General features: G+C 40.9%; 6 protein-coding genes. All 6 read left to right on the top strand.

What is annotated here, in order from left to right; translation table 11 throughout:
- Positions 1 to 26 precede the first annotated feature (26 nt).
- The 6 genes from AC5GD6_RS05920 to AC5GD6_RS05895 all read left to right on the top strand — a co-directional run bounded on the left by AC5GD6_RS05920 (position 27) and on the right by AC5GD6_RS05895 (position 5439).
- On the top strand, positions 27 to 491 hold the full coding sequence (locus AC5GD6_RS05920; RefSeq protein ID WP_491846452.1) for a putative zinc-binding metallopeptidase: 465 nt from the start codon (positions 27 to 29) through the stop codon (positions 489 to 491).
- A 1-nt stretch (position 492) separates the two neighbouring features.
- Complete coding sequence (locus tag AC5GD6_RS05915; RefSeq protein WP_048741094.1) at positions 493 to 1518, top strand: DUF4302 domain-containing protein; 1026 nt, start codon at positions 493 to 495, stop codon at positions 1516 to 1518.
- Positions 1519 to 1544: 26 nt separating this feature from the next.
- On the top strand, positions 1545 to 2177 hold the full coding sequence (locus tag AC5GD6_RS05910; protein WP_004337907.1) for a hypothetical protein: 633 nt from the start codon (positions 1545 to 1547) through the stop codon (positions 2175 to 2177).
- An 18-nt stretch (positions 2178 to 2195) separates the two neighbouring features.
- Positions 2196 to 3371, top strand: a complete 1176-nt coding sequence (locus AC5GD6_RS05905; protein WP_036868428.1) for a DUF4856 domain-containing protein — start codon at positions 2196 to 2198, stop codon at positions 3369 to 3371.
- Positions 3372 to 3413: 42 nt separating this feature from the next.
- Entirely contained in the window at positions 3414 to 4517 is a 1104-nt protein-coding gene (locus tag AC5GD6_RS05900) for a fibronectin type III domain-containing protein (RefSeq protein ID WP_061315200.1), read from the top strand.
- 214 nt (positions 4518 to 4731) lie between these two features.
- Positions 4732 to 5439 (top strand): hypothetical protein, encoded by a 708-nt coding sequence (locus AC5GD6_RS05895; RefSeq protein ID WP_491846451.1) that lies wholly within the window; start codon positions 4732 to 4734, stop codon positions 5437 to 5439.
- Positions 5440 to 5632: the final 193 nt, after the last annotated feature.

The raw sequence follows: 5632 nt of genomic DNA, 5'->3' as shown, positions 1-5632 counted from the left end.
GTGGGTCAAATTAGTGTGGCTTTTCCATATATCACCAAATGATGAAACGAGTGTTAGAGCAGATACCATACGATAGAGCTAAATTTGCTGCCATCAGTGAAGGAAAATATATCACCGACACTCAACTCCTCTCCGAGATAAATGGTGCGAACAACGATATTGGGTTAGTGGGATATGCCAACAAACGTGGATTTTACACCTATCTTTCCATGCTTAATCCTGAGGACGACATGGCAGAGATGTTAAGCGTTATCTTGACATCTACACCAGCAAAACTTAAACAAGCAGAAGATGAAGCACGTACACCAGACGAAGACTCTGACCCCGAAGTGAATAAACGCTATAAACAAGAGGCCGATCGTGCCTATCATGATTTTATGGCAAAAAAAATGTTTGTCGAGCAGTATGCTTGGAATAACTGGCACGTTAAATTGCTCACATTGCAACTTAAGAGCGTCAGAACCTTGAATAAATATCTAAATACAAAATAAGATGAAGTATCTTTCATACATACTCCTCACTCTACTTGGTTGCATTTTCTACAGCTGCCATGATGAAGAACGAGAATTTGTGAACACACCTACCCAGCGCAAGAGGCAAGCCATTGAGGCGTTGAACACTGAGCTGGTTAACAACAAAGCAGGATGGTTGGTTATGTATTTCCCTAAAACAGATTCCTTGCTGTTTTCTAACATCAGTGATAAAATAAAAGCCGAATACCAATACGGAACTGACAGATATGGTTATGGAGGTGTTTGTTTTACCATGCGTTTTTTACAACATGGGAAAGTAGAGATGCGTGCCGACTTTGACCCCAAAAGTGTTGCTACTTCCATGATGGGCGAATACAAAATAGGGACAAATAGTTGCACCCAACTTACTTTTCTTACCACAAACTATATACACAAGCTGGTCAATGATAGTTATGGAGGCGCATGCGACTGGTTATACCAAGGACGTGATGAAGACGGATTTCTGGTATTCAAAACTGCCTCATACCTTAAGCCAGCATGCGAATATATTTTGATGAAACCCTTGCATGATGTGCATGAGTTTGCCGATGCGGTAAAACAAGCATACGATAACAGACGAGTATTTGAGCAAATGAAAAATCCACAGTTATATATACACAGAGGCGGTCGTGTTTACTTTCAGAGCGATTACTATCTTGGCAGAAACGGTGGACGCGTGGCCACGACCGAGAAACAGAGATATTATCTGTTTATGGAGGTGACGAAACCTAACCCTATCCCAGACTATCCACCTAAAGAATTTTCCGTGTTGGGTTCTGGATATTGTGGCACGCCTAAAGGTATTACTTTTAGAGCAGGTCTGCGATTGAACAACAAACAGGTGTTTGCCGACTTTCAACGTATTGGCAACCATTTCGAAGCTGAATTGGTAGAAGTGTATCATCCCGAATGGAGAAGCATTAGGTTAGTAAGTAAGCATCTACACCCAGAAGGAAAAATAACTGGTTTGAAAGCGGTTATTCAAGACGTTCCTACCAATGAATAAAATATAAACAGATAACAACGAACGGTATGAAAAAGAAATTATATATAACACTCTCAGCCTTTACCTTGATATTATTCTCAGCATGTTCACCTGCCGTAAACGACGATGCCGATGAAGACTACGACAAATTATTTCCATTTAAGGGAATAGAAAAACCAAAGATATCGTACGATGATCAAGCCTTGCAATTAGCAAGCATCGATATGAATGAGAATAGCTACGTCTACCCGGGAGTTGAGATTAACGGTGAGAAGCGTACTTATACGGTAACCCTGATTTGTTCTTTTTTTGAAAAGGAATTGCAAGGCAGCTTGGTGCCTGATGAAGAACTTTCCTCAACTTATACTATCAGATACATTGATGCTGACAAGACCCTGAAAACCTTTTTCACGGAAGCTGATGATTTTGATGATAGCGATGTAAAATTGCTTAAAAATGGAGAGGAGCAAAAAATTACTTTTCAAGCCATGTCTGGCTTCCCTATGTTTTTGCAAGTAAAGGGCGGAGGTCCAAGCAACTCATCTGTGCGCGCCACCATTTCGGCTGTATCCAATGATGGACTTACCATTGTGCGCCCTTTACATGTAGAGCAATTTCAAAATGAAGAGGGTATCAATTTAATTAAAAATCCATTTTGTGGATATATCATATTGCCATAAAGATAATGGGATAAAATCATGAAGAATAAACGTAACAGACCTTTTTGTATATTCATGCTGTGGTTGGCACTGTGCACCTCCATAACATCATGCACAACATGGCCCGATGAAACCATTGAGTCATCGTACATCATGCCTACATGGCCAGACCCAGAATATAAGTTTGTCAGGAATGATGAAAGTAGTGTTAATACATTAGAGTGTGAGCTGTTAAAAGAGCCTGCTGATATTGTATATCACTCGTTTATGAAAGAAGCTCGTATATCAAGTGTCGTACAGCAGGAGCGGATGAACGGATATTTCAAGCAAGGAGTGTATGGTAAAGCGCCATTTGATGAGATAGCTACATCTATGGTTCACCGTGTTGACAGGGATCGCATCCTCGCAGTCTTTCAACAATTATTCAATGAGTCGAGAGCATTGAGTGGTTACGGCTACCCTCGTCCTGCCGATATTCGCAACACCAAGGCACAAATGGGCAAAGGAGGATATATAGGCTATAATATTGGCGATGAAAACTTAGCGTTTGTTAATGCCAAAGGTGTAGCCGTGGCGGAAGTGTACTATGAGATGATTAGGGGAAGCATTTATTTGGATAAAATCCTGAATGTGCATCTTAACCCTGAGTTATACAACGACCAACAGCTTTTGAAAGATCAGGCAGCTTCAAATCTGGTAAACGGACATAATTACACAGAACTGGAACATCATTGGGACTTGGCTTATGGTTATTACCAATACTGGTTGCCCATTGTGCAAAAAAATGAACGCAGTGCGCTAAAGGGAAGTCGTATTAAACTTTACAACGCCTTTGCGGCAGGACGATTGGCCATGACCGAGTATAGGTTTGACGAGATGAGAACATGTCTTTATACCATTAGGCAAGAACTGTCTAAGGTGGTCGCCGTGCATGCCATACAGTTGTTGTCAGGCGAAGTGACAAATGCCAATTTACACGAGGATATCAGCAATGCCTTGGTATTCCTGTCGCGTGCCTATGGTGCCGTGTTCTCGTTGCAGTTTGCCGTGAATACAGAAGGGAAACCATTATATACCTTTGATGAGGTACAAACGCTTTTAGATGCACTTACTCAAAGCTCTGGGTTGTGGGATAAGCAGCGTCTGGAAGGCGATTCCACTACCCCTGGATCCATTGCCTATACTGTAGCACAAATCAAGCAGCGCATAAAATGATAAGCATATATGCGATAACTCTTATAAGAAAAAAGTAAAACTATGAATTTATATAAACTATTATTGTTAGCGTTCCTATGGTGTACGCTAGACGTAACAGCTCAAACACCTCCCAACTTGATATTGAACGGTGGGTTTGAAGAGTGGCGCGCCGCTGGCATCTATGAGAAACCTATGTGTTGGTATTTTTCAGTGGGTAGCATTGAAAAATCAAATCAATCACATGGTGGCAGCCACGCTGTCAAGTTAGTAGCAATCTCGCATACGCTATCTATAAGTGACCGAGCATACAACTATTATTATATGAACATTGAGGGCGGAGCAACTTATCGCCTTACCTATTGGTATAAAGGTACGTTACAGCGTCCCAATTGTGTTTCCACCGTGATATGGGGCAAAGAAAAGCGCAAAGTTAAAACGGATGCAAAGAAAGCTTCAAAGGATATGGTTACAGATGCATCCCCTACTGAATGGAAACAAAAAACTATAGATTTTGTCGCTCCGCAAGGAGTGGATTGCGCGGGATTTTGTTTTGAAATGAAAGAAGAAAATTCCGATGCCAATAACTATCTATTGATTGACGATGTGGTTTTTAAGAAAATAAAAAGTAGTACTATTACCGAGGATGTACCGATGCCTTATGATGTGAAAGTTTCTGCACAACAACATGAAATTTTTATGTCGTGGCATCCTGTGCAAGGCAGTGGCATCAAATACAATATTTTGCTTAATGGAAAGCAGGTATCTACAATAAGCACAACCGACTATATCTTGCAAAAAATGCAGCCTAACACTCCCTACGAAATAGGTGTGCAGACGATTATGCCTGACGGAAAGAAGTCGAAAGTGGCTAAAAAAAACATTACCACAGAATCAATAATACCAGGCAGGGAGGATGAAAATCGCATTCCCTACATCTATCAAATTAAGAACTATGGTGATTGTCCACGAAACATAGAGTTGTTTTTCAACGATTTGTATGATGTCAACGCTCAAATTAAATATACGCTTGACGGCATTCCCTTCGTCCCTGTCGACGGATACAAATTGGTTTTCAACAAAACGGGTAAACATATATTAGTTGTGGACATCATTGAGAGTGATGGCAAGGCTTGGACCTTGGAATATAACTTAAATGTGAAATAAGCTAATCAACATGAAGCATATATATAGTTGGCTATCAGTGATAATACTTGGCATGTCGTTGACCGCATGCCACACTGAGTCGGATTTAGAACCGTCTAAAATATTGATAGGGGATAACGACTTATCATCTATTGATGTGTTTACGCACGCGACCCGCATGTTAATCTTAAAGGGTGGGACTGATAAATACAAGTGCAATATCAACAACTCAAAGTTGGCTACCGTCAGCATCAACGAAGATACATTACGTGTTACAGGTATATTGGAGGGTGAAACGTATGCCACTGTTTGGTCGGGCGATGAGTGTCGCAAGTTGGATATAAATGTTATAGTGCCCAACATTACCTCTACCGAGGATGTCATACGGTTGTTCCCTCGGGATGAGAGCCGATCGGTAAGTGTCAATGGTGGAGGCGGCATGGCACAAATGAGTGTGGAAGACCCTATGCGTGTTCTGAAGAAGGTTAAGTGGAACGCCAAGACCAACATCATAGAAATAGATACCTATTGCGAGGGCGACGCTTATCTCCACATCACAGGGCAGGATCATCAAACCAAAACGATTAAAGTAGAAGTGCGATGCAAAGGCGAGGCTGATGAGTCGGGAGTATATAGCACCACGTCGAGAAGTTTAAGCGTTTTGATGCGCAACACGTTGGTGGTACATCGCAAAGGTGTGGGTGTATGGATATTTAATGAGGCAACCCCAACAGCCTCCAAGAAAACCATCAAGATTACGCCTACTATTATAAATCCCCAGCAAGGTACCTATGTTGATGTTGAGCTCGGTTTTCGCTATCCAGACGAGTTCAGCTCTCTAAAAGAGGGCAAACACAAATTATACGTCCAGGAAGTCAGGGCGAACCATGTAGTACTTGCCGGGCGTGGATTTAAATTTGTAATACCCTACGAGAAAAAATAATATATCTAATTTTCAATATATGTTTGCCATCTATCCTATATAACTTTTGGCAAAAGAAAGACGTATTCAAATTATTAATAAAACTATTGCTGTCCAATAAAACTTTTTGATACCCTATAAATTTAGGGCTGACTCCTTCATTAGGAATCAGCCCTTTTTAGTTACTTTGTAGTCTCTAAACAAAATTCAAAAT

Source organism: Fannyhessea sp., assembly GCF_986145555.1.
This window is presented reverse-complemented; position numbering and strand designations above follow the sequence as displayed.

What these genes read in the sequence shown, in the direction of transcription:
- AC5GD6_RS05915 (WP_048741094.1), top strand. Translation starts at nt 493, where the DNA reads ATGAAGTATCTTTCATACATACTCCTCACTCTACTTGGTTGCATTTTC.
- AC5GD6_RS05900 (WP_061315200.1), top strand. Translation starts at nt 3,414, where the DNA reads ATGAATTTATATAAACTATTATTGTTAGCGTTCCTATGGTGTACGCTA.
- AC5GD6_RS05905 (WP_036868428.1), top strand. Translation starts at nt 2,196, where the DNA reads ATGAAGAATAAACGTAACAGACCTTTTTGTATATTCATGCTGTGGTTG.
- AC5GD6_RS05910 (WP_004337907.1), top strand. Translation starts at nt 1,545, where the DNA reads ATGAAAAAGAAATTATATATAACACTCTCAGCCTTTACCTTGATATTA.